A 24,355-nucleotide genomic window follows, 5' to 3' on the forward strand; every position below is an offset into this window, starting at 1 on the left:
AACCAAAAGCTGCCGAAGGTTCCGTTCAACAGGGTTTTCATTGTTCGTGCTGCGCACGCAACGAAAACTTAGCTATTGTAGGTAGTTTTATTTTTCATCGCAATATCCTTTGTTGTCTGTTTTCATATGTTGTTGTCCCCATTGATACATACTGTCAATAATAGGCAACAAGGTTTTTCCATAGTCAGTTATATTATATTCAACTCTTGGTGGGATTTCAGGTAAGGTTTGTCGTCAGTTATAAAACTATCCACGTAATCCAAATAAGGAATCAAATTAATATTGTATTTGCTCACGATGTATTTTATTGTTTTCTCTGTCCAAAAATGAGTTTGGTTATATGCGGGGCATATGGTCTTGTAAGCACAAAAATGAATGGAAAATATGTCATCATCGATATAATGATCACAATAGCCACTATAATAGAAAATTATATTTTTACTTTTTAAATTTTTAAACCCTATATCTTTAATGATTTTCTTATTGAGTTTTGAATAGTCTAAATTTTTAAAATTTGTAATTAACTCATTACTCAATTTCATTTTATTATCATATACAGCTGTTGCTAAAGAATCTCTAATTTTAACTCTATTAATGTCTTGACATTTAAAATTAGATAAAAAAAGCAATAAAAATATTAAATATATTTTTTTCATTCTTTCATTTAAAATATTTTCTCCCAATGTCGAGGATTTGTAATATTTGACTTTAATTTCCATATTGTAAAATCAGGGATTGCAAATCCGTGCTATCGGATTAAACTTTCTAGGGACATAATTTTATATTATTACAGCTAACGGTTTGGGTATTGCCAAAGGCGGGGATTTTTAGCACCAAGGTTCAATAGAATAACGAAAGTTGAAACTTTCACAAATGCCCAATCAAAGCCACTCAGCCTAATACTTTTTAATGACAGTTTTATTCCATTCCTAAATACTCTAATTCTTTATCAATTAATAATTCTATATTGAAATAATATTCTTCATTTATTTGCTTTGAAACTGCTATTTGAAGCTCATATTCATTAGAATTATTCAATTCTAGATAAATTCTATTGTCTAAATAATTAGGCTCGCTATTTTTCCAGTCAAAATTATCTAAAGAAATATGTCCTCCGTTAATTGATGTTAATTCTAAATAATCAGCTGTAAAATTTAAATTCCTGTTTAAATCAATATAGGCATAAATATTAAAATCTAAAAAATCCATCTTACTCAAAATGTTATACATTTCCGTATCATATACAAAGCTGACGCTTCCCTTTATTTTATATTTACTTTTATCAAAAACATTATTTAGTCCCTCATAAAGTTGCTTTGAAGCATTAGCAACACCTCCATTTAATCTTATATAATCTTCATCAAATTTTAAATTAATTCCAGAAGGTCTTATTTGGTTACTACCTTTAGGAACAAAATCAGCACTTGCTGAAAATGTTACTCCATTACTTTTATATGAAAATGTTGCGTTTGGAATAAGGTTCGTATCTATTAAATTATCTACAAGAGTTACCAACTCGTCATTTCTCAGATTAATTAGTCGTTGTGTTTTGATCGTTTCAAAAATCTCAATTAGTTCTTTCTTCATTTGCAAGAAGTCCTCCGTTATTGAAGGTACAACTGTCGCACTTAGTTTGGACTGTTCTATTTTTAACGAGTAGTACAAATAATTTACTCTTTCACTCTTCTCTAATTTATTTGAAAATGAAAACCTTTGTGCACTTGGAGCTATCTCAAACAAATTTAGTAACTTATCATAGTCCGAAAGATAAAAAGTTGAATTGAAGTGGTGAAAGTTAATTTCGAACATTGAATTAAGTTTATCTATAAGCTCAGGCGTTTTCAAAATAAATCTGTAATAAAAAGACTTCTTATCACCCATACATAAAGAATCATTGATTAATTTAATATCTTTAAATAATTGAGAAAGAGGAATGTTTTTTTCTTTGAGTCCATATACCCTGTGTGTAGTTCCCATTTTTTTCTAATTACTGCTAACGTTCCGGTGCTTGCCAAAGTTACTGGCTTCGGAAACGATTATTTTCTGTTAAAGATAAAGTTTCTTGTGTAATGTATACAAGATTTACTACAAAATTCGCAATCTTTCCAAAAGCCTGTTTATATATTACCGAAGGCGGAGATTTTTAGGACAAAAGTCCAATCGAAGTCGTTCGTTCACCCAATGTCTCGGATTTGTAATTTCCATATTATAAAATCACGGTTACAAATCCGCGCTATCGTCATCTCAGTTAGTTATAAACAGGGTTGTTTTACATTCCCTGCAAACGCAGGAAGTCTCGCGCAGTCTGCGGGAAACGAAATGCATTTTCAGATTATACTAGTTCGCAACAGTAATGGTGAGCTTCTTTTTCTTTTGCTGGATGTGTACAGTTTTTCCTTTTCCGAAACCCAGTTCATCAAGCCATTTTCCTCTGAGCCTTATTTCCGGAACGATGATGAGTTGATTGCTGCTTTTCTGAAATCTTGAATGGATTTTTAGTTTTCTTGAATTCATCATGGTGTTTTTGTTATCTGATAAATTTGTTTTTGGTTATTTGTTTTACATTTTCTGGCTGTACAGGAGGAAGTTATAAAAATACCTGAACTTCCTGCCTATACAAACCAAGGTTATATGATAAATTGTGTTTTTTAATCTCTAAATAGGCAATTTATTACGATATTTAATGATTTCATATTTCATCAACCGTGATAAACTTATTCTAATCAATTAATTGTTCGGCAAATGTAGTAAAAATATTTTAATATTACCGAATTCGGTAATGGTAATTTATGCTAATAATTTCAATTTGCATAAAAGAGTGCAATTATGAACGAGTTTAAAACCGATGAAATCAAAAAACTGGTTTCAGAAAAAATAAAAGAAATAAAAGGAGAGGTTCCTTATTCTAAGATTTCTGAAAAATGCAATGTTACAGCGGCAAGAATTAGTGATGTTGCCAATAACAAAATCGATTGTCAGCTCAGTACTTTCATTGAAATTGCTACAGGATTAAGAATACATCCAAAAGAATTATTTGATATTATTTTTGATTTTGAAGAGTATTATTCTGAATTGGATAAATAACTAAATGTAAGGTTCTTTACTATAAAACATGATGTCGCGGATTATGACCAGAGAACAGCTAAAGACAGAATTGGGTAAAAGAATTATTATGCTTCGAGAACAGAAAGGGTGGAGCCAGTCGGATTTTGCCCGTGCCTGTAATAAAGACCGACAGGCAATTGAAAAATTGGAAAACGGAAAAGTTAATCCTACACTTTATACTTTACTGGAATTGGCTGCTGCTTTGGAAGTTTCTTTGTCAGAACTGGTGGATTTAAAATGATGTATTATTTCACACGAATTGTGACATTAGGATCTAAACGTGATGTCGCGGATTTGTAACCGTGATTTTAATTTTTATATTCTGAAAGTATAGATTGCAAATCCGCGACATCTGGAAAATTTAGTAATAAAAATGGTATAAATTTTATGATTTTCATTTTTGCGTTTCGTTGTTTTAAGATTACAGCTAACGATCAGCTCGGCTTTGCGATGTGGCGGAATTTTAGCACAAAAGTTCAATAGAATTACTGCTATTGAACCTTGCACAAATGTTTAATAGAAGCACTTCAGCCGTCATATTGCCAATCCGATGTTATGTGCCGTATTAATTTCATTCGTTAAAGTATTTTTCAATTTCAGTTATAGCATTGTCAAGACCATTTTCGTCTCTGATTTGTTGCCCAACTATTGAAACATTATTTTCTATTTCCTTTATTTGAACTTTTTGAATAGCCGAAATTAGTTTGTCAGCCGATAAAGTTTTTACAGGAATATGTACACCTAATTTTTTTCGTTCAACAATTTTCCCCCAAGTTGGTTGGTCTGTATAAAATGAAACAATGATTACTGGTAAATTGTGCCTTAACATAGTTGCCAAAGTTCCTGCACCACCGTGAAAAACTCCTATTTTGCATTGTGGTAAAATTGTTTCGTGATTTACATACTTCGTTACAAATAAATTTTTGTGTGTTGGCAAATTGTCAAACTGTGACCAGCCTGTACAAAACAAAATTCGTTCATTGGTTTGCTCTAAAACTTGTGTCAAGATTTTAGAAAACTTTGCTGTGTTACCAACTCCATTACTGCCGAAACCAATATAAATGGGTTTGTCGCCATTAGATAACCATTCAGAAAGTTCGCTTGTTGTTTGGTCCAAAAAGTGATTTTCTCGTTTGTGTTTTGGAATATTTATAAAACCAGTTATTTTATGATGGCTTTCCCAGTCTTTTGGTTGTGGAATTAAAGACTGACTTAAACAGTACAAGTCCAATATTTTTTGTTTGTCAAGATATGTAACTAAATTCTCTTTTAGTTCAGGCAAACCAAGTTCTTTTCTATACTCGTTGGTGTCTTGTTTTATGAATTTCCAAAAGAAACCTTGTGCGATTTTATAAGTGAGTTTATTGTACCTAGGAAAATTAAAAAAATCAAAATCACCTAATGGAAATTCAGCCGTTGGAACAACGGGTGGCATAAAATAACTTAATGCAACTTTTTTATTTTGTTTTTCAGCAATAGCACTTACAATTGGAAGTGTCATTGAGTTAGCAATGATAAAATCAACTTTTGAAATTGCTTCATAATAGCTTTTTCTCAAAGGGTCTCTGTTGTCGTGAAGTACTTTGAAATAATACTTCATTAATTTTATTGAGTTCTCTGTCTGCAAAATGCTTTGTCCTTCTTTTGAGTTCATCATTGTTTCGGCATTTCCCCAAAGTGGCTGAAATGCAACACCAAAACCTTCAACAAAGTCTTTAAAGTCTTCCGTTGCAGAAAGGGTTACTTGATGCTCTTTGTCCATAAGTCCAAGAGCCAATGCAACATATGGTTGTAAATCTCCTCTTGTTCCGTAGGTAAATATTCCTATGTTCATTTAGTTTTTTTGTACAGTTTTACTATTTCTTCAATAACAATTGTTGGGTTTCTCTCCCAAACCTTATGGTCAGTATTTTTAGCAATTACAAAATTATGATTTGGCATTGTTCCCAATTCCTTACAACAATTTATCCATTTTTCCTTTTCATCTTCTTTTATCATTGGTTGGATGTTTTCCGCCATAATCATTGTTACAGGTGTTTTTGAACTTAAAAACTTGTCTTGCATAAATTCGGCTGTATTTGAAAAGCTATTTAAAGCATAAAACAAACCGGGTTTATATTGTTTAATCATTTGCCAATCTTCCTCTTTTATTGTTTGGATAAATTCATCCGACCATTTTTTTGTAAAAAAGCAAGGTGTAGCAATTTCTATACAAACAACTCCTTTTACCTTTTTTATATTCCGATGAGTAAATAATGAAGCATAATAACCACCAAAAGAATGGCAAACAATGAATATTTTATTAGAATAACCTAATTTTTTTAAAGCAATTTCTAAGTCTTTTACTTCGTTTTGGAAGCTGATTTTTGTCGTATCAATTTCACTTTTTCCTAACCCAGCTCTGTCATAAGTTATTATTGTAGCTTTTGTTTGCTTATGAATTTCGTTTGTTATTGATTGCCAAACACTACCATCATCGCCATTTCCTGCTTCAAAAAGGATTGGTGTTCCTTTTCCTTTAATAATGTTAAAGTGCAATTTGTGATTTCCAACATTTATAAGTGTGTCAATTGTTTGAGCTTGTCCAAAATTGTAAGTTGTCAAGCAAATAAGTAATAAAATAATTCTGTTCATTTTCTCAAAGTATTATTGTCCCGATGTCGCGGATTTGTAATCCGTGATTTTAATTTTTATATTCTGAAAGTATAGGTTGCAAATTTTTTGCGAAATATGTTCTTGGTAGGTAAATGTAACGGATTAAAAATCCGCGACATCTGAGCTTCAATTGTTGCAAGGCTCTCATCTTCAACAAAAAAATCTTAACTTCCATAATTTTCCTTCAGCTTTCTCATCAAAAGTCTCACGCCTTGTTGAGTATCCGGATTAAAAGAGTTGGTGAAAATGATATATGCTTTGTTCTTTATTCTGTCGATGTGAACAAGGCTGTAATACGTTCCCGCTGTACCGGAATGGGTAGAAAGTTCCTTTCCGTTCTCGTAAATATTAAACCATCCCATCGAATAATTCGGAATTCCTTTGTGGATAAAAGTATACGTTTTGGCTTTCAGGTAATTGTTTTTTCCTTCAAGCCCCTGAATATTGAGCTGAATGAATTTGATGTAATCTTTCAGTTTTATATTGATATCTCCCGAAGGTTCTGTGTAATCCAGATGATAATCAAAAGTGGAAGGAACCGGTTGTAGTTTACCATCTTCCGTAAAATGCCCCCAAGTGTCTTTCTTATCCTGATTTTCCGGCCACGATAATTGTACGTTTAATTTTAAATCTTTGTTAAAGACCTGATCAACCAGTTCTTCCCAGCTTTTACCAGTTACTTTTTCTACCATTAAAGTCGCTAAAGTATATCCTGCATTGGGGTAGAGAAAGGGATGCTGTTCGTCTGTTTTCAGAGGTTCTAACGTCAATACAAACTCTCCGAACTGTTTTCTTCTTTCCTGATGAGTTCCTTTAAAATCCGGAATTTTAGGATCATCTTCTCCCTGAAACGGCTGAATTCCTGCTTTGTGAGAAAGGAGATCCTGCAAGGTAATATTGGCGTATTCGGGTTTGCTTTTCGACTTCCATTTGGGGAAAAGATCGAAAAATTTGGTCGTCCATTTTAATTTTCCGTTTTCCACATATTTGGCAATGATAAATGCAGTCATTGCTTTGGTGTTGGAACCAATGTGGAATCTGTCGTTTAGAGTTGCCGTGTCCTGAAGATCAACTGAATGTTTTCCTAATGCCGCCATTTCCAGTGTAGATTTGCTGTTGATTACGGAGTAGCTGATTTCGGGGATATGAAACGCTTTGCGAATAGAATCAGCAAAATGAACGGTTTTCTGCCCGAAACAGATAATTGACAGTATTATGAAAAGGAGGGAGGTTATTTTTTTCATCGGTTTTTAAACTAGTCATAATTGATTACATATTCCATTCCCAGCTCTTTTACATCTATTTTTAAATTCAATGGTGATGGGATCAGTTTTAAAGTGCTTTCATTCATATTGGTTCCGGAAATTACACCTAGATTATTCTCCAGAGCAATTTCTATAAATGTACAAAAGTCTGAGAAATAATTATCCGTCTTTGCATCCGCAGAATAGATGTTCTCTTTATCCATCCACAAAAGCTGTAAATCTTCATTCGTTACCCAATTGATCAGTCCATTACAATTGGAATAGGAGGAATAAAATATACTTCCCAATTCGTTATTCGTAAAGTTGTCCATAATTTCTTCTGCAGTGGAATTGGGTGTTGCCATTACACAACCCGTAAATATGGTTCTCCCCAATATCAGATGAGGATTAAATGCAGCATATTCAGAAAAAATGATGAGGGTAAGAAGGGAATTGATGATTTCGATAATCTCTCCATTAGCATTCTCAAAATCTCTTTCATCCTGAAAACGTTTTTCAATAAAATCTGTATACGATTCGTTGATGTTTTTTTCTCGGGTCATAATCTCGTACAAGGTTTCATGAAGTTTAAAATCTTTATCTAAAAACCTGCTGAATTTTATTATTTCTGCAATTTCCTTTTCAATTGTATCCTCGCGTCTGTAAAGTATTCTTTTTGCAAATTTGGAATTAAAATATTTATGGAGTAATTGTCCGTCGTTTTTAAGATCGGGCACAATTTCCGAGTAGAATTTTCTGTCGTCGAAATGATGTAAAGTATTCCATGATCCCATATTTTTTTTGATAATTAGATTAATCTTTAAAGTAAGTGGTAAATTCTGCCAAGATCATTTTTTAAGAGAAATTGATCTTTTAATCCAGTTTAATGAACAGATGTTTTCAAAATTCACAGTTAAATTATGACTGCGGAATTGCGGAAAATTAAAATCTGTTGAGGTGAGTGTTTTTCAGCTCAAAAGTTCCGTTATTTCTTTATGTTCGCGGTTTTGCGCCAACAGGAGAGCGGTATAACCTTCTGCAACAATACTTTTATCTGCACCATTTTCCAGAAGTAATGTTACAATTTCCTTATGTCCCATTTCAGATGCTCGGTGTAAAGCGGTAAAACCACGGTCGTCTTTCGTGTTCACATCCGCTCCGAAGTGTAAAAGTATTTTTAAATGTTTTATTTTGTTGGATTGACTGGCATTCATGATGGGAGTTACCCCCTGAATTGTTCTTGCGTTCGGATCTGCACGAAGTTCCAATAACTTCTGTAAAGATTCTGTATTTTCCGGTGCAGTTGCCCAATGCAAAGGCGAAAGTCCGTCGCCGGCTAAAGAATTGATATTTGTCCCATTATTGATCTGAATTTCAATTTCCTGTATGTTGGATTGTGCAACAGCAATATGCAGTAAAGAGTGGGTGCGGAGAATACCTTTTGGAGCGGTAATAAAGTTCTCGTCAAAAGTTCCTACGTATGCTTTGTTTCCATAACTCGAAAATGCCCAAAGTCCTGCCTTGTATGTATTGGATAAGAAGGTTTCAGGCAGAGGAGCCGGAGCAATTTCTTCCAGAACATGGCTTATAAGAAGAAAGTTTAAAAAAGCATTTGTAAAAGCTTCAGTTTCTCCTTCCGTAAATTCCCCGATAATCTGTTCGATGATTAGCTGATTATTCTTTTGCGAAGTTTTAGCAATAACAAAAACCTCTCTGAGCCAGCTTCTAACAAATATCAGATATTCTCCGTCGAAATAAATTGCCCATTTGTGCTCCATTGTTTCTGGTTTAAACAATACTCCCGGAGCCAAAGAACCATCAATTATAAATTTTAAACCTGATTCTACGGTTCTGCTGTTCTTAGGATTTATATTCCAAAAAGTTCTGCCATCCTCCGTACCGTAAGAAATAGCATTAGCAGCCATCTGCTGATTTTGAGAGGTTGAAATCATGGTCTGGCTTAAAGATCTTAAGTCCAGAAGTTTTATATTCCAAGGATTATCGGCAGGTTCTATCCATGGCAGGCTTTCTTCAGAAGGTTGTGGTTCCGGCTGTTGTTTTTTGCCAAGAAGCTTTTTAAAGAATGACATGATCTTATGTTTTAATGAGAATAGTTTGAATTTCCTGTCAACCATTGGTTCATCAAGAGAATTTGAATAAATTTATACAATCTTGAAACAGGAAAGTTATGATTTGTTGAACGAATAATACGTCACATATGTCCAGTAAACAGAAAGGGTCGTGATATCGTTTTTTATCTCCTGAAGCCAGTATATATCTTTAAAATCAAATACATTTTCAGGTTTTTTCTCCAGAATTTCGTCGATGTCTTTAGAGATATTGATGATTTCGTTGTAGAGTGCGTCGTTTTGCTCTTCCAGAGGATACTTATCTCCAATTAGATCATAAACTTCTCCGCCTTCCATAAAAAACAGATCCAGTTCTCTTTCCGGATATTTTTCAAAGAAATCTTTTGTTTCCTGTTTGTATGATTGTATTGCTTCGGCATCAAGGTGAGGCTGTGTCTGAAGGTAATCCAGAAAATCGTACAATTTATTCAGCCCTTTTTGAAAATTTGCTGTAATAACGATAGGTAGCTCAAAGTTCCATATTTTTGAAGTCGAAATTCCGGTTTCGGAACCCAAAATGATTTTATAGAACAGGGGAATTTCATTTGCCCATTCTGAAACATCACGAAATTTGTTTAATTCTTTGTTTGCACTGTATAAGTACGCTCTATTTGCCATTGATTATTAGTTTTTTTTTGATATCCGTATTTTTTCAAAAGTATGTATTACGGAAATATCCTGCAAATAAAGTTTCAGCTATTACTCAATATCGTCTAATTTTAAAGGGGTTAATTCAATCGGTCTTTCCAGAATTTCGGAAAATCCGGACAGGTTTTTTTTAATTAACATTAAGGTTCATGTCGTCAGTAGTACTGTAAATTATTTGATATAATCCATAATTATCTTTTTTGAAAAAAGTTGATGAATTCCTCTGTTAAAGGATTTTTTATCATATATCCAACAGGGTGGTTTTTATTTGAATTATCAAACCATTCTTTTATCTTTTTGTATTTATTTGTTAAATTTTTCTCTCTGGAAATTAAATTTATTTTGTTTACATTATTTTCAAAAAAAGGTAAGTCTTCTACTAGAATATTATTCCATAAATGAGCAATGATAAAATATTTCTTACCTTTTCTTTTGATAAAAAATATATTATAGTACTTTTTATCTTTTTCTATAATATTACTGATTCCGGAGCATTCTTCACCGTTAATATTTTCATAAAAATCATTATTATTGGTTTCAATTTTAACTTTTAGCTTTTTAAAATCCTGATTGTATTTATTTTTTAAAACCGTGAATGTATTTCCAAATTTTATATTATTTTCTACATAAAATTCATTTTGTTGATTATTGCTATACGAAAATTCTGTTGTTTGGGCTATTAGTATAACATCACTGTTCATAACCATTTTGTATAAAGGAAGTTGAGACTGAGCATACATTATATTCCATCCTAAGATTAGAAATGTAACAATGAAAAATTTATATTGTTCCATATTTAATATTTTTTTATATCGCTTTGTGTTATTTTTATTTGATGGCTTAAAAAACATATTCTTGTCTTATTCTAATCCATTAAGTCCCGATTTCTCGGACTACAAATTCTCGACAACAGAAAGTTGCTTTTCACAAACTGATCTTCTGTACCGTTTTATCCAGTCAGGCTTTATTGTAAATGATTTTATAACTTATACATTATCGAAATTATAATACTCATTGTTAAACAACCCAGTGCGGTCATAATGATATCGTCATAGTCAATTGGGCAGCACATAAAATATTGAATTATTTCCCATACGGTAAGTCCTGTAAAAGTAAATAAGGAAGTAAATACTATTTTCTTAGATAATGATGCATTTTTACCATTCTTTAAAAATGAATTATAGTAAATAAATGTAATGGAACAAATTCCTGTTGAAGCAAAAAAATTGGGTAATGTTCCCTGTAAAAAAGTTTCAAAACCTGTAAGATGCCAATGTCTTGGTCTTATGACTCTTTGAATTATAATGATACATAGAAATGAGCATAATGCTGAAGCAGCAATTATTTTTAATTTTCTATCGTTCGGTAAAGATAGATTGATATTACTAATTCTGTCAATCAGTTTCATTATTGGTCTTAGTAAGCTATGTCAAGTTAATTTTAAAATCGGTTTTAAAACGCATTGTTTTTATGTTTATTAGTTTACTCAAATATAATTAAAAAATTAATATGAAGTAAAACCACTCTGATTATCAGAGCGGTTTTGTATATAAACCTGATGTAGCGAATTTGCAATCCGTGACTTTAATTTTCATATTCTAAAAGCATAGATTGAAAATTTTCACGAACGAGGTTCTTTGGTAGTGAATGTCACGGATTATAAATCCGCGACATCTGGAAATTATTTCCATTTAAATATTTTGTTGCTTGATTTTAAGCATTCTTCCACACTTATATCTCTTGGGCAATGATAACATATTTTTTCTTTTTTAGGTAATCCAAAAAAATCAAAAAAAGAAAACTCTTTATTAATTTCTAAGTTATAATTATTTTTACAAACCAAAGTTGAGGATATATAATTAAAGTCTCCTTTGGCTAATTCTATTTTTTTAACACTATTTGAATAAGACAAAGATTTAACGATATATATCTTGTTTTTAATTAAAGAAATATAAAGCCAATTACTGTTTCCATCTGAATCGTTATTAAATTTAATGACATAATTATTTTTGTTTATTTTTTTAATTTCTTTATAATATTGGCTGAAGAAAAAATCCTTAAATCCCATATTAGGAACGTTTTTACTTTCTACAAGAACCGGTTCTTTAATTACAATTTTTTTATTGAAGATATAAACAGTGTCGCTGTAATAACAATTTTCACAATTATAATTTGTTTGTTCTTTTAAGAATCCAACAGCCTTATTACCATCAAAAACAGGAATTTGAGAAAAAGTATGCAGTGAAAATAAATTCAACAAAATAAAAATTACTTGTTTATACATTTTGAATCATATTTAAGATGTTTTTTAGTCCGATTAATGAAGTTAATTCTCTCATGTAACTCGATATCGCGGATTTGCAATCCGTCGTTTAAATTTTTTATATTGCATAAGTGTAGATTGGAAATTTTTACGAACGAGGTTCTTTGTTAGGGAATGTCACGGATTATAAATCCGCGACATCTGGGACTTTGCGGAGCGGGGATTATAGAGAATTTTCTTTATTAAAAATATCATGAATTTGTTTTGTTAGCTTTACAAAATATTCCTCAATTTCATTTTCATTCATTTTTGAAAAAGGATGAGATGGGGTATTTAAAGCTTGGTAATTTTTTAGTTTTGATACTTCAAACATGCAGGGTTTTAATATAATGGATAAGATTAAAGTTCCATTTTTCTCTGCATTTTCTAATATCGGAGGAATTTCTTCTTTATTTATAAACTCTGAAGCTAAGAAATTTGTAGAAACAAGAAAAATTGCAATCCCTGCTTCTTTTAAAGATGTAATAATTTTTTCTTTCCAAACATCTCCAGTCTGAAGTTTATTATCATCCCAAATTTCAAGATCAATTTGGAAATGATTTGTTAATACTTTTAAATGTTGTTGTAATTTTTCAAGCCAAGCTTTATCATTATGTGAGTAGCTAATGAATATTTTATTTCTTTTGATTTTGTTTTCCATATTTGTATTTACTTCATTCTTTGTATTTGTGAGAGATTCGGAAAAATTCAAATATTTTAATGAATTTCCTTTTATTTTTGATAAAATTTTATAATGAGGATGTATATTATCTGAATTATCTGATGTTGAAAAAGTATATAAGCAAATCAATGATTTAGGAAAGTAGCCAACTTTAGGGAATTTGCTTATTGGTAGATTATTTATCCATAATTTCCTTAAGTTTTGAAGAGTCATAATATTGCTGTTTAATTTTTCAATATTATTATTACTTATATCAAGTTCTCTTAATTTCTCAAGATAAAAAACTTCTTTAGGTAGTTCAAAAATTGAGTTATTTGCAAAATGTAAGCTCAACAGATTTGTAAGTTGCTTTATTTGAATGGGAATTGTTTTTATTTTATTATTGTTTAAGTTTAGTATTTTAAGTTTTTTTAAAGTACAAACTTTAGAATAAAAATTATTTATATTATTTCCCGATAAATCTAATGTTTCAAGTTTTTTCAATTTTTCAATCTCCTGAGGAATGACTTTTATTTTATTATTTCTTAAAATTAATTTTTTAAGATTTTTGAATTCAAAAATTTCTTCGGGAATTTTAGTTAGATTTTGATTTGATAAATCAATCTTCGTTGTATTTACATTTAAAATTTGATTCATTAAATTTAATGTTTAAATTTGTAATTCCTTTGGAGGGAAGGATTTAAAAGGGTAATTAAATTAAAAGATTAAATTTAGTTAAACTTTTTGGCTTCGGCAACCTCACTATAATAAACTTAAGTTTATAACCCGAGCCGCTGAATAAGCACTCGGGATTTTTTTATTAATATAACTATAATCAAGCAAAAAACCGCTCAGAAAAATCTGAACGGTTTATATATTTAAAGCATCGGTGATGACTACATCATTCCCGGCATTCCGCCACCCATTGGCATTGCTGGTTCGTCTTTTTTCACTTCTGTGATTACACATTCTGTTGTTAAAAGCATTCCTGAAACAGAAGCTGCATTTTCAAGGGCAACTCTTGTCACTTTTGTAGGGTCGATGATTCCTGCTTCAAGCATATTTACATACTTGTCGGTTTTTGCATTATATCCGAAATCTCCGCTTCCTTCTGCTACTTTAGCAACGATTACAGAACCTTCTCCTCCTGCGTTGGCAACAATTTGTCTCAATGGCTCTTCGATTGCTCTTTTCACGATCTTGATCCCTGTATTTTCGTCTGCATTTGCACCGGAAAGGCTTTCCAGAGAAGCGATTGCTCTTACCAAAGCAACACCACCACCTGCAACAATACCTTCTTCTACAGCAGCTCTTGTTGCGTGAAGCGCATCGTCCACTCTGTCTTTTTTCTCCTTCATTTCCACTTCAGAAGCAGCACCTACGTAAAGTACGGCAACACCTCCTGCTAATTTAGCCAGTCTTTCCTGAAGTTTCTCTCTGTCGTAGTCAGAAGTAGTCGTTTCCATCTGAGCTTTGATCTGTGCAACTCTTCCTTTGATTTTGCTGTCGTCACCACCACCGTTTACAATCGTTGTGTTGTCTTTGTCGATAGAAACTTTTTCAGCAGTTCCCAACATATCTAAAGAAATGTTTTCCATTGTGAAACCTTGTTCTTCAGAAATAACCTGTCCTCCTGTTAAGATTGCGATATCTTCCAACATCGCTTTTCTTCTGTCTCCGAATCCAGGCGCTTTTACCGCGGCAATTTTAAGAGAACCTCTTAATTTGTTTACCACTAAAGTTGCCAAAGCTTCTCCTTCAACTTCTTCAGAGATAATTAATAAAGATTTTCCTCCCTGAGCAATTGGTTCAAGAACAGGAAGTAATTCTTTCATAGAAGAGATTTTTTTCTCTACCAAAAGGATGTATGGATTTTCCAATTCAGCTAACATTTTTTCAGGATTCGTCACGAAATACGGCGACTGATATCCTCTGTCGAACTGCATCCCTTCTACAACGTCTACCGTTGTATCGATTCCTTTAGCTTCTTCTACAGTGATAACTCCTTCTTTACCAACTTTTCCGAACGCTTCAGCGATTAAAGCACCGATAGTTTCGTCGTTGTTAGCAGAAACAGAAGCTACCTGCTTTACTTTATCTGTAGAATCTCCTACTTCCTGAGACTGAGCTTTTAAGTTTTCAACCACTGTTGCAACCGCTTTGTCGATTCCTCTTTTCAAATCCATTGGGTTTGCACCTGCAGCTACGTTTTTAAGACCTTCTCTTACGATAGCCTGTGCCAAAACAGTAGCGGTAGTAGTACCGTCTCCCGCGATATCATTGGTTTTGGAAGCCACTTCTTTTACCATTTGCGCTCCCATGTTTTCTACTCTGTCTTCAAGTTCGATTTCTTTTGCAACTGAAACCCCGTCTTTGGTAACGTGAGGTGCACCGAAAGATTTTTCGATGACCACGTTTCTTCCTTTTGGTCCTAAAGTTACTTTTACTGCATTAGCCAATGCATCAACACCTCTTTTTAAAGCGTCTCTTGATTCGATATCGAATTTTATTTCTTTTGCCATTGTTTTAAGCTTTTGGCGATTTGCTTTTAGCTTTTGGCTTTAGCAATTCGCGGTTTATTTTTTATAATTTGATTTTAATTTCCGTTAAGCCTGTTCCAAAGCGTGACAAGCTTCTTTTTTAGCAGGGTTAATTCTTCTGAAAGATTTTGGTATTCATTTTCATTAATGTATCCTAAATCTCTAGCAAGAATTAATTGGTTTTCTGCTTCGTTGGATGATCCCAGCGCAATATTGATGAAATTAGCAAACTGTTTATCTGAATTTCTTCCGCTTCCTTCCGAAATATTATATCCGATAGAAGCAAATGATCTCCTTATTTGAGAGGTCAACCCAAACATTTCTTCCTTTGGAAAATTTTTGGTTGAGGTATAAATTTTTAAAGTCAATTGATGGCTTAAGTGCCAAACTTCAAATTTTTTGAAATCTCTCATTTACTATTTTCAATGCCGGAAAGCCATCTGCCAGAAGCAAAAAGCTATTAACCGATGATTCCTAGTAAATCTCCTTCTTTTACAATTAAATAATCCTTTCCTTCCAATTTCAATTCAGAACCTGAATATTTCCCGTAAAGAACTTTGTCACCCACTTTTACAGTTGTAGGCTCATCTTTTTTGCCCGGACCAACTGCCACAACAGTACCTTCCTGAGGTTTTTCTTTTGCGGTGTCCGGAATAATAATACCTGAAGCTGTTTTAGTTTCTGCAGCGATCGGCTCGATCAAAACTCTGTCTGCTAATGGTTTAAAGTTTACTGACATAATATATTTAATTTTTTAATTATTTCTGTCTTCAAATTCTCTAATTGTATGCCAACACAGGCAAAAGAAAATTTTGGCAGACTAATTTTTTTTGAACGGAAATTTTGGCAGAAAAAAAGTCACTTCAAAAATGAGGTGACTTGTATTTTATTGATGACAAGAATCTTCGTAATCGTCAATCAGTTTTTTATAGATATCAGTGTATATTGCTGATTTATATTTCATATTTATTTTTGATGCTTCAGCTCCTCTTTTACCTTTAAGTGCTGCTTTTCTTTCGTCATCTGTTGCTCTTTTCTTTTCCTTAAAAGTTTTATTGGAAAAATAATCGTTCTGTCTTGCTTCATCTACTTTTTTCAGAAACTCAGGACAGTCTGCTCCTACCATTTCATAGGCTGTATAGAATTTCTTGTATAATGTTTTAAGATTAAATAAATCTAAGGGACTTAATGAAGGATAATCTACCGGCGCAATGGCAACGGTGTCGTCTGGTTTGCTTAAATAAACCATTACATAAGTTAACTGACAATCGTTTTCGTTTCCATTGGAAGCTGCGGAATAATTATTTCCAAAATCTGCCTTGCACATCATGCTTCTGTAACCATAAAGATTTATCAGTCCTTTTTCCATCAAAGGAAGCATCAGTACTTTTCCTTCGGATTCCAGTTCCTGATCTTTGTTGATTTCTTTTACCAGGCGTTTGTCCAGTTGAAATTGCTCCTGGGTTTCTTCATTTGTATACAATAAACTTTTAATATCAGAAACAGGGATTAATTGTACTTGGGTATCGCTTTTTGAAGATTTAAATTTTACTTCTTTTCTGTCTAAATTGGCATATTTAGGTCCTTTTCCCATGAAACTGAATGTTGCAACATCAGGAAGCATAAAGTCTTGTGCAAATCCTTTTTTCGTACTGCCGTTTTCCATTAGAATTTCTATGGGAAGGAAATCTCTTTTTCCTGTATAAAATTGCAGAGATTGTGCAAAGAAGTTTTGTGCTGAAAGAATAAACACCAATAAAAGGCTGAGTTTTTTCATGGATATTTTAAAGTTTTTTATCAGGTGCAAATCTAAAAAAAGTATCCAGATTCTGAATACTTTTAAAGAATAATCTTTTTATTTTACAGATTCCATAACCATTTTTCTTCCGTCGGAATCTATTTCCTGTTTTAAAACCTTCCTTGTGGAAGAATCAATATAATACGTGACTACAGACTTTCTGTCCTGAATGTCATCCGTTGTTTTTACGATCCAAACTTTCTTACCATTAAGATCTCCTCGGATTACATTTTCCACATAGGCTTTTATAACGCCTTTTTTAGCAGCCGGATTATAATCGAAAATCGGCATTTCTGCGGATATATTTTCTTTTAAAGGCATAAATCTTATGATTGCGGGATAGGCATTACTGTCGAAATATTCAGTAGAAATTTTTTCGTTAATAACATCTTTTTTCTTTGCTTTTTTATCGAAATAATATCCTGTTGCTTTATTTTTTTCAAACTTAATCACCATGTCTCTCATCATATTGTATGAAGAATGATACATCGGCTGAAAATCTGAAATTCTAACCACCGTAGAATCCGTCCATGGTTTGTCCGGAGCCTGATTCATCTTTACCGTAGTTTTAACAAGAAGTCTGTTTTTGTCTAATTTTTTTACTTCAGAGGTTATTTTCCCGATTTCCATTTTCTGGTCGCCTTTTGCGGCGTACCATACTGCATCGGAAATTTCATCTTTAATGTATTGCGATTCCGGTTTTACGTTACTTGGAACAATGGTTTTCTGAGCAAAAAATTGGGCACTGCTCATTATTAAAAGGATCAGAAATAGTCTCATGATTTTTTAATAATAAGTAGTGCCCTTTATGTAAAAGTTACAGTACTTTTCGGCTTATTTTTTCCCTGCAGCCTGCATCGGATTTACTTTTCCGTTAGAAGCACCTCTTGCATTTCCTGCTTCTTTCTGCTTAAAGAGGTCGAATTTGGAAACCTGTGCCGTGCCGCCGTCATTGCTCCAGAAATTGTTGGAAGTATCAATATCGGCAGTTTCTCTCATCGGATCAAGCTGAACAGATTTCAGTTTCTTTTCAAAATAATACGTTTTAGAAACTTTCTGCTCGTTCATTCTCCAGATCTGTGCAGAAGATTTGTCGGTAAGTTTTGTTCCGTCCTCAAAAGTAAATTCTAAAATAATCGGCATTACCAAACCTCCTTTGTTCACGAAATCAATCTGATAAGCGGTAAGATTTTTAAATTTATCTTTTTCTTTCTGTGTTAAAGGTTCGGTTCCCTCGAATTTGAAAGTGTATTCTTTGTTGTTATCCACTTTTTCCTGACCTCTGTCGTATCTGTAATAGAAATCCTGTGCTTCCTTGTCTTTGTCTACGTAGAACGTAATGTTTTTGTCTTCCTTGTTTCTGATTTTTGAAATGTCTTCAAATTCATTCAAGGCAGGTTTATCAACTTTATATTTATTTTCTTTGGCTTCTCTTGGAGCAGTATTCAAATCCGGAGTTGCAATCGTCACTTTATCAATCGCGATATCTACAGGATCTGTTCCGTAGAACCATCCTCTCCAGAACCAGTCCAGATCTTCACCGCTTGCGTCTTCCATCGTTCTGAAAAAATCCGCAGGTTCAGGATGTCTGAAAGCCCATCTTTTCGCATATGTTTTAAAAGCTTTATCAAAAAGTTCTCTTCCCATGATTGTTTCACGAAGAATATTCAATCCGGTTGCCGGTTTGGAATACGCATTCGGACCAAACTGAATAATATTTTCAGAATTGCTCATAATTGGCTCTAGTTGATCTTTCGGAAGTTTCATGTAATCCACGATCGTCCAAGCCGGACCTCTTTTTGACGGGAATTTATTATCCCATTTTTCTTCTGTAAGATATTCCACGAAAGTATTTAAACCTTCGTCCATCCAGCTCCATTGTCTTTCGTCCGAATTAATAATCATCGGGAAGAAGTTATGTCCCACCTCGTGAATCACAACGCCCAACATTCCGTTTTTAATTCCTTCTGAATAGGTTCCGTCTTTTTCCGTTCTTCCGTAATTGAAGCAGATCATCGGATATTCCATTCCGTTTGCCGCTTCTACAGACTGTGCAACAGGATACGGATAAGGAATTGTAAATTCTGAGTAGGTTTTAATGGTATGCGCAACTGCTTTGGTTGAATATTTTCTGTATAATCCATAAGCTTCTTTAGGATAAAAGCTCATCGCCATTACTTTATTGTTGTTTTCAGGAATCGTAACGCCCATTCCGTCCCACACAAATTTTCTTGAAGAAGTCCATGCGAAATCTCTCACGTCATTCGCTTCGAATGTCCATGTTTTTCTCTGCTTTGAATGATTTTTCTCCGCTTTTTTAGCTTCATCCAGAGTCACGATTTCTACAGGTTCCGTAGAAGTTTTAGACTTGTTATATCTTGCCAATTGCTCAGATGTTAAAACCTGATCATAGTTTTTACATTCTCCTGTTCCTCCCACAACATGATCTGCGGGAACATTCATCGAAACTTTAAAATTTCCGAAAACCAAAGCAAATTCGCCTCTTCCTGTAAACTGATGATTCTGCCATCCGTGGAAATCGCTGTATACGCACATTCTCGGATACCATTGCGTCATCGTATAAAGATCGTTTCCTTCTTCAGGGAAGTTTTCGTAACCGCCACGACCGCCCATTTTCATTCGGTTTGGGATGTTGTAGTTCCAGTCTACTTTGAAAACCAGCTTTTCTCCTTTTTTCAGTACTTTAGGAAGATCAATACGCATCATAGTTTTATTGACGGTATATTTCAAAGGATTTCCTGAAGCATCTGTTACTTTTTCAAGATTTACTCCGTAACCATTATCGATTGCCGGAACTTCAGAAGCTTTCAACTGTTGGTCTGTTGTCGCTTTCGGAAGGGTAGAAGAGAAAGGGAAGTCCGCTTTCTTTACTGTCGACTGTTGGTTTTCGTCCAATTGCAGCCAGATATAATCCAGATCGTCCGGAGAATTGTTGTAATATGTAATGGTTTCAGAACCTTTCAGATTCCTTTTGTCTTCGTCCAGATAAGCATTGATCTCGTAATCGGCTCTGTTTTGCCAATAGCCTTGACCGGGAGCTCCGGAAGCGGTTCTGTAGATATTGGGCGTAGGAAGAATGGTTCCTAACTGTTCGAATTTATTTCCGTGGTTGCTTCCAGGGTTGTTCTGGATATTCTGTGCGGTGAAACCTGTATACGCAAATACAGAAAGAGAAAGTATGGCAACTTTTAGTTTCATAACCGAAATTGTTTTAAAGATTTTCAAATATAATAATAAGTAGCTGAAAATTTGAAAATGTTTCAGCGTTAAAAAGGAATTCTTTCTAATGTCATTTTTAAGGATAAAGCAAATACGCCGGAAGAGACAAAAAGAATCCAGTCTTTCTGGTTTACTTTGAATAGTTTAAGCAAAATAAAGAGCAGAATTAAAATCCCGAAAACAATCGCGATCTGTCCCAATTCTAACCCGATATTGAAGCCTAAAAGAGGAACGGCAATACTCTGGCTTTTGGCAATCATCACTCTTGCGGTATTCGCAAAGCCCATTCCGTGGATCAGCCCGAAAATTAAGGCTAAATAATAATTAGCGTTATTCTGAGACTGTTTTTTATTTCGGATGAGAATATTATTCAGCGAAGTTAAAACAATCGTGAGCGGGATAAGAAATTCTACCCAGTTTGAATTGATTCTTATGATATCAAAAGTGCTTAACGCCAAAGTAATCGAATGACCGATGGTGAAAGCGGTGACAAGAATTAAGACTTTCTTTAAGTCGTTAAAAGAATATACCGCAATTAAAGCCAGAACAAAAAGCTGATGATCGAGTGCATCCAAAGAAATAATGTGTTCCCAGCCGAGATTCAGATAGAATAAAAAATCCTGCATTTTTCCAATATTATTTTTGAAACGCGATGATACAAAATTTATTTTAACTTTGTTATAAAATTCAATGGTATGCTTGTTAATATAGAATTAGAAAATGCTGAAGATTTTGTCTTTATCAAACAACTTTTAGAGAAAATAAAAGGTGTAAAATCTGTTTCTGTAAAAGAAGAGGAAGAATTTTATGAAGACGGAACACCGAAATGGTTTATTGATAAACTTGCAGATTACGCAGATCGTCTGGAAGATAAAGACATGGTTTCCGAAGAGGAGTTTTTTTCATATGCAAGAAAAAAAAGGTGCGAATTATATTCTCGAAAGTAGTTCTTCGATATGTAGCAAAATCCACAAAAAATCCTTGAATTGTTACAATAATAATTTATTTTAACTTTGTGTAAAATCAATACAATGAACCTTACCATAGAAATAGATAATAAAGAAGATTATTTTTTCGTTAAGCAGCTTTTAGAAAGACTGAAAGGAGTAAGAATTGTAGAAAATAATTATGAAACGGTTGAAGGTCTGCCTTCTCATATTTTTGAAGAGATTGAAACATATGGGGAATCTCTGAAAGATGAAGACATGATCTCGAAAAAGGATTTCTTTAAGTTTATTGATGAAGAAATATGCAGATTGAATTCTCAGAAATAGCAAAAAAAACTTTAGCCGAAAATATCGAATTTCTTAAGAGAGTCTGGACCAATCGTGAAGTTGTTATTTTCTTAGAAGATGTGAAAAGAATAACAAATGATCTTGAAAATGGAAAATATTCTCAGTTTCAAAGTTCCTTTCACAAGACGAAAAGTGTTTTAATCGGCAAAAAACACGTAAGAATGTTCTTCCGAAAAGAAAGCGAGACTAAAATTAAAGTTCTTCTGTTCTTCGATATGCGACAAGACCCACAAAAAATCCTTGATTTATTACAATGAAAAAACTGTTTTTCTTCTTTTCCGTCTTAATTATATTTTTCTCTTTTACAAAGGCAAAACATCCTTATCATGTAGGTTCTGTAGAAATTAATTACAATCAGAAATCCAAAACGTTTGAAATTACAGGACGTTTTTTTCTGGATGATCTGGAAAACGGACTGAATAATAAATACAGCAAATCACTTCATTTCAACGATGCGAAATTCAAAGCACAGCTCAACGAGTTTCTTAAAAATTATTCCGCGGAATATTTTAAGCTAAAAGGCAATAATAAATTTCTGAACGTTAATTATGTAGGCTACGAAGAAGATCATGAATCGGTAAATATTTACCTTGAATCTGAAAAAATCGACAACCCGAAAAAAGTAGAAGCAGCGGTAAGTTTTTTATACAATCTATTTGACGATCAGATCAATATCGTCCACATCATCGTTAACGGAAACCGGAAAAGCGAAAAATTAACTTATCCGAACCGTTATTTGTTTCAGCAGTTTTAAAAATTAATTTTCGAGCTGTAAAAGTGCATTTATTCCTTTGGCGTGTTCCAATAAATCAGGAAAAAAATCATCATAACATTCCTGAAGAAAATCTTTATTTTTTAAAAAAGCTTCATGAACGGGAATATCAATGTTTAAATATTTTGCTTTGTTCAGAACGTTTCTCATACTGTAACCGATGTTTTTCTCGAAACGGTAATTGTAGAGCCAGTCGCCTTCTTCCATTTTTTCAAGCATGATTCTGAAGTTTTCGGGGAGAAATTTATAATTTTCATTCAAAACACGGTAAACTTTTTGAGAATGATTTTTCCAGCCTTCCAAAGAGTTCAGACTTAAATCATTCGCTACAAAATAATCCATCGCAACATCCACAAAAGCTCCTGCGTATAATCTCACCAATGGGGCAAAGACTTTTTTGGCTTCATGAATGGCGGGATGACCATCTGTAAAAGTATCGATAGCGCGGTGTAAAGTGATCCCGTCCTGAATATCTTTCGGAAAAGAATAGCGGTCTCTGTTTTTAATGAAATCTTCCAAAAACTGACCGACAATCTGTCCGTCTGTAAAAGTAAGAAAGGAATGCGCCAAATAATTCATAAACGAATATAGAAATTTTTAAGCAAAACTTTACCGTTCTGTAAAGTTTCAACCCACACTCCGTTTTCTGTTTCAGAATAATTGAAATTGATTGTATTCAAAACGATTTCTTCCGGTGAAAGAAAACAGACATAAAGTTCTTCATCATTCACAAAACATTGCAACTGAACCGGAAACGAAAGCGTATTCTGAAACTGTAAATCTTTGTAGCCGTAAACCACGGTACAATCTGAACCTAAAGGCGTAAAACGTTCATGATCCTTATAAATGTCTATGGAATGAGGAAATCTTTCAAGGATTTTTAAACCTGACTGTAATGCTAAAAAGTATAAAATTGAAGAAAACTGACAAATTCCGCCTCCAAAATCACTCGAAATATTGTTTTTAATTAAATTTCTTCCTTCTTTAAAATTATTTTTCTCATTCGGTTTTCCGATCAGTTTCCAGAAAGAAAAAACTTCGTTGGGATAAATAATCAGATGGTTGATTTTTTCTCCGACAATTTTCAGATTATGAAGTTTGTTCTCATAAAATTCTCCTTTCCTGATGATTTGCCGGAGCTCAGTTTTATATTCTCCAATATTTTCTGAGCTGTAATATTTCGGATAAGAATATTGGGTTTTGCTTTCGTTAATATACCTTCTCAATAATTTCAATTGTAGTTTAAAACCATGTGGAAGGAGTTTTCGTAATTGCTGTCTCATATCTTTTCTAAAACAACAATGTGATAAGAAGCCCAGTTTTTCAGGAATGTTTTACACAGCAAAATATCCAGCGGAAGAAAATATTTTCTTAGGCTTTTAGGAATTCTATGAATCGGGAACAGTAAAATTCCGGTTGAATTTTTAATTTTCCATCGTTTTCCGGATAATTCAGAAATTTCTTTGGGTGTAAAACTGTTTCCTGCGTGCCAATCTTCCTGTGGAGAAACAACTTTTCGTCTGTTTTTCGTGGGATAATCGAAAATTAAAGTTCCGTTTTTGTTTAATTTCGAAAAGCATTCATCTAAAAAAGCTTCTGTTTCCTTTCTGTTTTGATGCATAATGACGTGGAAACAGAAAATACAGTCAAATTCATCTGCAAAAGGAATTTTTGAGATTTCTCCTTTGGCTAATATTTTTTCAGGATATTTTTTTCGGGCAATATTCAGCATTTCTTCACTGAAATCTGCGCCGTGAGTGGCAAAATTCAGCAATCTTCCTGTTCCGCAACCTAAATCCAGAACTTTTGAATAACTTTTATTTCTAAAAAAGGAATTTAAAAATGCTCTTTCCTGATCATCGATGTATTTTCCGTAGGAATTCCCGAAACGGTTTTCGTCATAGGTTTTTGCAAGATGATTATAGTAATTGAGAATGTTGGTTTTCATCATTTAATATTTTGTGTT

At 33.2% G+C, this 24,355-nt stretch carries 29 protein-coding genes; 6 read left to right on the top strand and 23 right to left on the bottom strand.

Annotation, left to right across the window (positions count from 1 at the left end):
* Window positions 1-87 precede the first annotated feature (87 nt).
* The 4 genes from H6W52_RS21425 to H6W52_RS02435 form a co-directional block, all read right to left on the bottom strand.
* A complete protein-coding gene (locus H6W52_RS21425; RefSeq protein WP_116097031.1) occupies window positions 88-216 on the bottom strand; it encodes a winged helix-turn-helix transcriptional regulator in 129 nt (42 codons plus the stop codon).
* The gene (locus H6W52_RS02425; RefSeq protein WP_185216446.1) at window positions 189-683 is read right to left on the bottom strand and encodes a hypothetical protein; all 495 of its coding nucleotides are present in this window, start codon (window positions 681-683) and stop codon (window positions 189-191) included. Before H6W52_RS02425 ends, H6W52_RS21425 begins: the two co-directional genes overlap by 28 nt.
* A gap of 235 nt (window positions 684-918) precedes the next feature.
* Window positions 919-1,977: a hypothetical protein gene (locus H6W52_RS02430; protein ID WP_116097035.1), complete on the bottom strand. Its 1,059-nt coding sequence runs from the start codon at window positions 1,975-1,977 to the stop codon at window positions 919-921.
* A 360-nt stretch (window positions 1,978-2,337) separates the two neighbouring features.
* Window positions 2,338-2,517, bottom strand: coding sequence for a SymE family type I addiction module toxin (locus tag H6W52_RS02435; protein ID WP_087707501.1), 180 nt, complete (start codon window positions 2,515-2,517; stop codon window positions 2,338-2,340).
* Between the two features lie 309 nt (window positions 2,518-2,826).
* Here H6W52_RS02435 and H6W52_RS02440 point away from each other — a divergent pair, with 309 nt between their 5' ends.
* Both H6W52_RS02440 and H6W52_RS02445 read left to right on the top strand, forming a co-directional pair.
* Window positions 2,827-3,084, top strand: a complete 258-nt coding sequence (locus H6W52_RS02440; RefSeq protein WP_116097037.1) for a hypothetical protein — start codon at window positions 2,827-2,829, stop codon at window positions 3,082-3,084.
* 28 nt (window positions 3,085-3,112) lie between these two features.
* On the top strand, window positions 3,113-3,346 hold the full coding sequence (locus H6W52_RS02445) for a helix-turn-helix domain-containing protein (RefSeq protein ID WP_228457514.1): 234 nt from the start codon (window positions 3,113-3,115) through the stop codon (window positions 3,344-3,346).
* Between the two features lie 330 nt (window positions 3,347-3,676).
* Here the strand turns inward: H6W52_RS02445 and H6W52_RS02450 are convergent, their stop codons facing one another.
* The 16 genes from H6W52_RS02450 to H6W52_RS02525 form a co-directional block, all read right to left on the bottom strand.
* Window positions 3,677-4,939: a glycosyltransferase gene (locus H6W52_RS02450; protein ID WP_116097039.1), complete on the bottom strand. Its 1,263-nt coding sequence runs from the start codon at window positions 4,937-4,939 to the stop codon at window positions 3,677-3,679.
* On the bottom strand, window positions 4,936-5,739 hold the full coding sequence (locus H6W52_RS02455) for an alpha/beta fold hydrolase (protein WP_116097041.1): 804 nt from the start codon (window positions 5,737-5,739) through the stop codon (window positions 4,936-4,938). Before H6W52_RS02455 ends, H6W52_RS02450 begins: the two co-directional genes overlap by 4 nt.
* A 185-nt stretch (window positions 5,740-5,924) precedes the next feature.
* The gene (locus tag H6W52_RS02460; RefSeq protein ID WP_116097043.1) at window positions 5,925-7,004 is read right to left on the bottom strand and encodes a serine hydrolase domain-containing protein; all 1,080 of its coding nucleotides are present in this window, start codon (window positions 7,002-7,004) and stop codon (window positions 5,925-5,927) included.
* An 11-nt stretch (window positions 7,005-7,015) separates the two neighbouring features.
* Window positions 7,016-7,798 carry a hypothetical protein gene (locus H6W52_RS02465; protein ID WP_116097045.1) on the bottom strand — a complete coding sequence of 261 codons (783 nt, stop codon included), beginning with the start codon at window positions 7,796-7,798 and terminating at the stop codon, window positions 7,016-7,018.
* Window positions 7,799-7,972: 174 nt separating this feature from the next.
* A complete protein-coding gene (locus H6W52_RS02470; RefSeq protein WP_157967236.1) occupies window positions 7,973-9,094 on the bottom strand; it encodes an ankyrin repeat domain-containing protein in 1,122 nt (373 codons plus the stop codon).
* Between the two features lie 96 nt (window positions 9,095-9,190).
* A complete protein-coding gene (locus H6W52_RS02475) occupies window positions 9,191-9,751 on the bottom strand; it encodes a hypothetical protein (RefSeq protein WP_116097049.1) in 561 nt (186 codons plus the stop codon).
* A 221-nt stretch (window positions 9,752-9,972) separates the two neighbouring features.
* Window positions 9,973-10,575, bottom strand: a complete 603-nt coding sequence (locus H6W52_RS02480; RefSeq protein WP_123891945.1) for a hypothetical protein — start codon at window positions 10,573-10,575, stop codon at window positions 9,973-9,975.
* An 887-nt stretch (window positions 10,576-11,462) separates the two neighbouring features.
* Window positions 11,463-12,065 (bottom strand): hypothetical protein, encoded by a 603-nt coding sequence (locus H6W52_RS02485; RefSeq protein WP_116097055.1) that lies wholly within the window; start codon window positions 12,063-12,065, stop codon window positions 11,463-11,465.
* Between the two features lie 202 nt (window positions 12,066-12,267).
* The gene (locus H6W52_RS02490) at window positions 12,268-13,401 is read right to left on the bottom strand and encodes a leucine-rich repeat domain-containing protein (protein ID WP_116097057.1); all 1,134 of its coding nucleotides are present in this window, start codon (window positions 13,399-13,401) and stop codon (window positions 12,268-12,270) included.
* A gap of 239 nt (window positions 13,402-13,640) precedes the next feature.
* On the bottom strand, window positions 13,641-15,266 hold the full coding sequence (groL, locus tag H6W52_RS02495; RefSeq protein ID WP_116097059.1) for a chaperonin GroEL: 1,626 nt from the start codon (window positions 15,264-15,266) through the stop codon (window positions 13,641-13,643).
* A gap of 74 nt (window positions 15,267-15,340) precedes the next feature.
* Window positions 15,341-15,697: a four helix bundle protein gene (locus H6W52_RS02500; RefSeq protein ID WP_116097061.1), complete on the bottom strand. Its 357-nt coding sequence runs from the start codon at window positions 15,695-15,697 to the stop codon at window positions 15,341-15,343.
* 47 nt (window positions 15,698-15,744) lie between these two features.
* A complete protein-coding gene (gene groES / locus H6W52_RS02505) occupies window positions 15,745-16,023 on the bottom strand; it encodes a co-chaperone GroES (RefSeq protein ID WP_029295711.1) in 279 nt (92 codons plus the stop codon).
* Between the two features lie 147 nt (window positions 16,024-16,170).
* Window positions 16,171-17,061, bottom strand: a complete 891-nt coding sequence (locus tag H6W52_RS02510) for a hypothetical protein (RefSeq protein WP_116097063.1) — start codon at window positions 17,059-17,061, stop codon at window positions 16,171-16,173.
* Window positions 17,062-17,139: 78 nt separating this feature from the next.
* Window positions 17,140-17,862 (bottom strand): hypothetical protein, encoded by a 723-nt coding sequence (locus H6W52_RS02515; protein WP_116097065.1) that lies wholly within the window; start codon window positions 17,860-17,862, stop codon window positions 17,140-17,142.
* 54 nt (window positions 17,863-17,916) lie between these two features.
* Window positions 17,917-20,301, bottom strand: a complete 2,385-nt coding sequence (locus H6W52_RS02520; RefSeq protein ID WP_116097067.1) for a M1 family metallopeptidase — start codon at window positions 20,299-20,301, stop codon at window positions 17,917-17,919.
* A 68-nt stretch (window positions 20,302-20,369) separates the two neighbouring features.
* Window positions 20,370-20,948 (bottom strand): HupE/UreJ family protein, encoded by a 579-nt coding sequence (locus H6W52_RS02525; RefSeq protein ID WP_116097069.1) that lies wholly within the window; start codon window positions 20,946-20,948, stop codon window positions 20,370-20,372.
* A 69-nt stretch (window positions 20,949-21,017) separates the two neighbouring features.
* On the opposite strand from H6W52_RS02525, the gene H6W52_RS02530 reads away from it, so the two are divergent.
* The 4 genes from H6W52_RS02530 to H6W52_RS02545 all read left to right on the top strand — a co-directional run bounded on the left by H6W52_RS02530 (window position 21,018) and on the right by H6W52_RS02545 (window position 22,371).
* On the top strand, window positions 21,018-21,269 hold the full coding sequence (locus tag H6W52_RS02530) for a hypothetical protein (protein ID WP_116097071.1): 252 nt from the start codon (window positions 21,018-21,020) through the stop codon (window positions 21,267-21,269).
* An 84-nt stretch (window positions 21,270-21,353) separates the two neighbouring features.
* On the top strand, window positions 21,354-21,596 hold the full coding sequence (locus H6W52_RS02535) for a hypothetical protein (protein WP_116097073.1): 243 nt from the start codon (window positions 21,354-21,356) through the stop codon (window positions 21,594-21,596).
* Complete coding sequence (locus H6W52_RS02540; protein ID WP_108409193.1) at window positions 21,572-21,874, top strand: hypothetical protein; 303 nt, start codon at window positions 21,572-21,574, stop codon at window positions 21,872-21,874. Before H6W52_RS02535 ends, H6W52_RS02540 begins: the two co-directional genes overlap by 25 nt.
* Window positions 21,871-22,371, top strand: coding sequence for a DUF6702 family protein (locus H6W52_RS02545; protein ID WP_116097075.1), 501 nt, complete (start codon window positions 21,871-21,873; stop codon window positions 22,369-22,371). The genes H6W52_RS02540 and H6W52_RS02545 overlap by 4 nt, the downstream gene beginning before the upstream one ends.
* A 3-nt stretch (window positions 22,372-22,374) precedes the next feature.
* Here H6W52_RS02545 and H6W52_RS02550 read toward each other — a convergent pair whose 3' ends face one another.
* From H6W52_RS02550 to H6W52_RS02560, 3 genes are read right to left on the bottom strand one after another with little or no spacing between them, the layout of a single operon-like run.
* On the bottom strand, window positions 22,375-22,968 hold the full coding sequence (locus tag H6W52_RS02550) for an ACP phosphodiesterase (protein WP_116097077.1): 594 nt from the start codon (window positions 22,966-22,968) through the stop codon (window positions 22,375-22,377).
* Complete coding sequence (locus H6W52_RS02555) at window positions 22,965-23,672, bottom strand: VanW family protein (protein ID WP_116097079.1); 708 nt, start codon at window positions 23,670-23,672, stop codon at window positions 22,965-22,967. Before H6W52_RS02555 ends, H6W52_RS02550 begins: the two co-directional genes overlap by 4 nt.
* Window positions 23,669-24,337 (bottom strand): class I SAM-dependent methyltransferase, encoded by a 669-nt coding sequence (locus H6W52_RS02560; protein WP_228457512.1) that lies wholly within the window; start codon window positions 24,335-24,337, stop codon window positions 23,669-23,671. Before H6W52_RS02560 ends, H6W52_RS02555 begins: the two co-directional genes overlap by 4 nt.
* Window positions 24,338-24,355: the final 18 nt, after the last annotated feature.

Origin of the sequence: Chryseobacterium sp. C2(2020), assembly GCF_014218915.1 — a bacterium.
GTDB lineage: Bacteria > Bacteroidota > Bacteroidia > Flavobacteriales > Weeksellaceae > Chryseobacterium > Chryseobacterium mucoviscidosis.

Excerpts from the sequence above, each read along its gene's own strand:
- H6W52_RS02430 (WP_116097035.1), bottom strand. The coding sequence starts at position 1,977 with ATGGGAACTACACACAGGGTATATGGACTCAAAGAAAAAAACATTCCT.
- H6W52_RS02435 (WP_087707501.1), bottom strand. The coding sequence starts at position 2,517 with ATGATGAATTCAAGAAAACTAAAAATCCATTCAAGATTTCAGAAAAGC.
- H6W52_RS02440 (WP_116097037.1), top strand. The coding sequence starts at position 2,827 with ATGAACGAGTTTAAAACCGATGAAATCAAAAAACTGGTTTCAGAAAAA.
- H6W52_RS02445 (WP_228457514.1), top strand. The coding sequence starts at position 3,113 with ATGATGTCGCGGATTATGACCAGAGAACAGCTAAAGACAGAATTGGGT.
- H6W52_RS02450 (WP_116097039.1), bottom strand. The coding sequence starts at position 4,939 with ATGAACATAGGAATATTTACCTACGGAACAAGAGGAGATTTACAACCA.
- H6W52_RS02455 (WP_116097041.1), bottom strand. The coding sequence starts at position 5,739 with ATGAACAGAATTATTTTATTACTTATTTGCTTGACAACTTACAATTTT.
- H6W52_RS02460 (WP_116097043.1), bottom strand. The coding sequence starts at position 7,004 with ATGAAAAAAATAACCTCCCTCCTTTTCATAATACTGTCAATTATCTGT.
- H6W52_RS02465 (WP_116097045.1), bottom strand. The coding sequence starts at position 7,798 with ATGGGATCATGGAATACTTTACATCATTTCGACGACAGAAAATTCTAC.
- H6W52_RS02470 (WP_157967236.1), bottom strand. The coding sequence starts at position 9,094 with ATGTCATTCTTTAAAAAGCTTCTTGGCAAAAAACAACAGCCGGAACCA.
- H6W52_RS02475 (WP_116097049.1), bottom strand. The coding sequence starts at position 9,751 with ATGGCAAATAGAGCGTACTTATACAGTGCAAACAAAGAATTAAACAAA.
- H6W52_RS02480 (WP_123891945.1), bottom strand. The coding sequence starts at position 10,575 with ATGGAACAATATAAATTTTTCATTGTTACATTTCTAATCTTAGGATGG.
- H6W52_RS02485 (WP_116097055.1), bottom strand. The coding sequence starts at position 12,065 with ATGTATAAACAAGTAATTTTTATTTTGTTGAATTTATTTTCACTGCAT.
- H6W52_RS02490 (WP_116097057.1), bottom strand. The coding sequence starts at position 13,401 with ATGAATCAAATTTTAAATGTAAATACAACGAAGATTGATTTATCAAAT.
- groL (WP_116097059.1), bottom strand. The coding sequence starts at position 15,266 with ATGGCAAAAGAAATAAAATTCGATATCGAATCAAGAGACGCTTTAAAA.
- H6W52_RS02500 (WP_116097061.1), bottom strand. The coding sequence starts at position 15,697 with ATGAGAGATTTCAAAAAATTTGAAGTTTGGCACTTAAGCCATCAATTG.
- groES (WP_029295711.1), bottom strand. The coding sequence starts at position 16,023 with ATGTCAGTAAACTTTAAACCATTAGCAGACAGAGTTTTGATCGAGCCG.
- H6W52_RS02510 (WP_116097063.1), bottom strand. The coding sequence starts at position 17,061 with ATGAAAAAACTCAGCCTTTTATTGGTGTTTATTCTTTCAGCACAAAAC.
- H6W52_RS02515 (WP_116097065.1), bottom strand. The coding sequence starts at position 17,862 with ATGAGACTATTTCTGATCCTTTTAATAATGAGCAGTGCCCAATTTTTT.
- H6W52_RS02520 (WP_116097067.1), bottom strand. The coding sequence starts at position 20,301 with ATGAAACTAAAAGTTGCCATACTTTCTCTTTCTGTATTTGCGTATACA.
- H6W52_RS02525 (WP_116097069.1), bottom strand. The coding sequence starts at position 20,948 with ATGCAGGATTTTTTATTCTATCTGAATCTCGGCTGGGAACACATTATT.
- H6W52_RS02530 (WP_116097071.1), top strand. The coding sequence starts at position 21,018 with ATGCTTGTTAATATAGAATTAGAAAATGCTGAAGATTTTGTCTTTATC.
- H6W52_RS02535 (WP_116097073.1), top strand. The coding sequence starts at position 21,354 with ATGAACCTTACCATAGAAATAGATAATAAAGAAGATTATTTTTTCGTT.
- H6W52_RS02540 (WP_108409193.1), top strand. The coding sequence starts at position 21,572 with ATGCAGATTGAATTCTCAGAAATAGCAAAAAAAACTTTAGCCGAAAAT.
- H6W52_RS02545 (WP_116097075.1), top strand. The coding sequence starts at position 21,871 with ATGAAAAAACTGTTTTTCTTCTTTTCCGTCTTAATTATATTTTTCTCT.
- H6W52_RS02550 (WP_116097077.1), bottom strand. The coding sequence starts at position 22,968 with ATGAATTATTTGGCGCATTCCTTTCTTACTTTTACAGACGGACAGATT.
- H6W52_RS02555 (WP_116097079.1), bottom strand. The coding sequence starts at position 23,672 with ATGAGACAGCAATTACGAAAACTCCTTCCACATGGTTTTAAACTACAA.
- H6W52_RS02560 (WP_228457512.1), bottom strand. The coding sequence starts at position 24,337 with ATGAAAACCAACATTCTCAATTACTATAATCATCTTGCAAAAACCTAT.